The 1,982-nt window shown below is 37.1% G+C and carries 1 protein-coding gene; it reads right to left on the minus strand.

The window, feature by feature from the left end; all coding sequences use genetic code 11:
• Positions 1-1,982, minus strand: a 1,982-nt coding sequence (locus L0U77_RS11705; RefSeq protein WP_233901253.1) for a beta strand repeat-containing protein, incomplete at both ends; no start/stop codon positions are given.

Genomic DNA, 1,982 nt, shown 5'->3' on the forward strand with positions numbered 1-1,982 from the left:
ATGATGATGTTGATGGAGATACATTAACAATTACAGATATCAATGGAACTACACCAGTTGTAGATACTCCAATATCAGTAACAGGAGGAACGGTAACTTTATTATCTAATGTTCCATCTGATAATAATGTTACTGTTCCTCCTACTACTGTTATTGGTGTATCTACAACTGGGGTAGTTCCATTGATATCTGTAATTGTTAATGTATCGCCGTCAACATCTGAATCTAATCCATTTCCGTTATTCGCTAAAACATCTACATTTACTAATACATCAATCATTGTACTTGCTGAATCATCTTCTGCAACTGGTGCAGTATTACCGATTGTTACATCAACATTCGCTGTATCTGTTCCGCCATTTCCATCACTTATAGTATATGGGAAAGTAATTGCAGTTCCGGTTCCATCAGGTTGAATATCTAATGTTCCATCTGATAATAATGTTACTGTTCCTCCTACTACTGTTATTGGTGCATCTACAACTGGGGTAGTTCCATTGATATCAGTTATCGTTAAAACATCTCCGTCAACATCTGAATCTAATCCATTTCCGTTATTCGCTAAAACATCTACATTTACTAATTCATCAATCATTGTACTTGCAGTATCATCCTGTGCTACTGGTGGAGTATTATCGATTGTTACAGCAACATTCGCTGTATCTGTTCCGCCATTTCCATCACTAATAGTATATGGGAAAGTAATTGCATCTCCGGTTCCATCAGGTTGGATATCTAATGTTCCATCTGATAATAATGTTACTGTTCCTCCTACTACTGTTATTGGTGTATCTACAACTGGGGTAGTTCCATTGATATCAGTTATCGTTAAAACATCTCCGTCAACATCTGAATCTAATCCATTTCCGTTATCTACTAAGACATCTACATTTACTAAGGTATTGATTGCTGTACTTGCTGTATCATTCTCTGCTACTGGTGGTGTATTACCGATAGTTACAGCAACATTTGCTGTATCTGTTCCGCCATTTCCATCACTTATAGTATATGGGAAAGTAATTGCATCTCCCGTTCCATCAGGTTGAATATCTAATGTTCCATCTGATAATAAAGTTACCGTTCCTCCTGTTACTGATATTGGAGTATCTACAACTGGTGTAGTTCCATTGATATCTGTAATTGTTAATGTATCTCCATCAACATCATCATCTATTCCGTTTCCGTTATCCGCTAAAACATCTACCTTTACTGAAGTATTGATTGTTGTTGTTGCTGAATCATCCTGTGCTACTGGTGCAGTATTACCGATAGTTACATCAACATTCGCAGTATCTGTTCCACCATTTCCATCACTAATAGTATATGGGAAAGTAATTGCAGTTCCGGTTCCATCAGGTTGAATATCTAATGTTCCTCCTGCTAATAAAGTTACAGTTCCTCCTGTTACTGATATTGGAGTATCTACAACTGGAGTAGTTCCATTGATATCTGTAATTGTTAATGTATCTCCATCAACATCATCATCTATTCCGTTTCCGTTATCCGCTAAAACATCTACCTTTACTGAAGTATTGATTGTTGTTGTTGCTGAATCATCCTGTGCTACTGGKGGTGTATTATCGATTGCTACAGCAACATTAGCGATATCTGTTCCGCCATTTCCATCACTTATAGTGTATGGGAAAGTAATTACATCTCCTGTTCCATCAGGTTGAATATCTAATGTTCCATTTCCTAATAAAGTTACCGTTCCTCCTGTTACACTAATTGGTGTATCTACAACTGGAGTAGTTCCATTGATATCTGTAATTGTTAATGTATCTCCATCAACATCATCATCTATTCCGTTTCCGTTATCCGCTAAAACATCTACCTTTACTGAAGTATTGATTGTTGTTGTTGCTGAATCATCCTGTGCTACTGGTGGTGTATTATCGATTGCTACAGCAACATTAGCGATATCTGTTCCGCCATTTCCATCACTTATAGTGTATGGGAAAGTAATTGCATCTCCTGTTCCA

Origin of the sequence: Tenacibaculum piscium (assembly GCF_021390715.1) — a bacterium.
In the GTDB taxonomy this organism is placed as follows: Bacteria; Bacteroidota; Bacteroidia; order Flavobacteriales; family Flavobacteriaceae; genus Polaribacter; species Polaribacter piscius.